Origin of the sequence: Micromonospora sp. AMSO12t, assembly GCF_008806585.1 — a bacterium.
Classification (GTDB): Bacteria; Actinomycetota; Actinomycetes; order Mycobacteriales; family Micromonosporaceae; genus Micromonospora; species Micromonospora reichwaldensis.
In genome coordinates this window covers 1-442 of the sequence record NZ_WAAS01000622.1, presented here as the reverse complement: position 1 = coordinate 442, position 442 = coordinate 1, and the positions used below count along the sequence as shown (strand labels likewise).

Below are 442 nucleotides of genomic sequence, written 5' to 3'. Positions count from 1 at the left end.
TGTCTCTTGCAGCCCCTTGTCCTGGGTCTTTCGCACATCTTATGCGCACGCGGCCGCCGCGTGCGAACCGCGGGATCAAATATTTTTCGGTGTCAGATTATGCAAAACCAACACCTGGACAGCGAGGGCACGCGCCGTGGCAATCGCGCTCGGATTACCGTCCATATAGGCCGAGACGGCGGCACCGTCGTAGAGCAGGACCAGTTGCTTCGCCAGTGCCTCGGCACTTGCAACCCGGCCCGCGCGACAAAGGTCGGTAAACTTTTCACGTATGAAGGCACGTGACTCGGCCACGACACTCTTGATCTTGTCGCTGGCGTTCGCGTCCGCGCGGGCGCGCATGAAAGCACAGCCCCGGTAATCGGCCTGAGCTGCCAGCTCACCGAGGAAGTCGAAGATCGCGAGGATCTGATCCGCCGGATTGTCGAACTGGGCCAACCGC

At 61.1% G+C, this 442-nt stretch carries 1 pseudogene; it reads right to left on the bottom strand.

Annotated elements, in window-relative coordinates:
* Positions 1 to 75: 75 nt before the first annotated feature.
* A pseudogene (locus tag F6X68_RS33880) lies at positions 76 to 442 on the bottom strand (TetR/AcrR family transcriptional regulator); the annotation flags it as partial.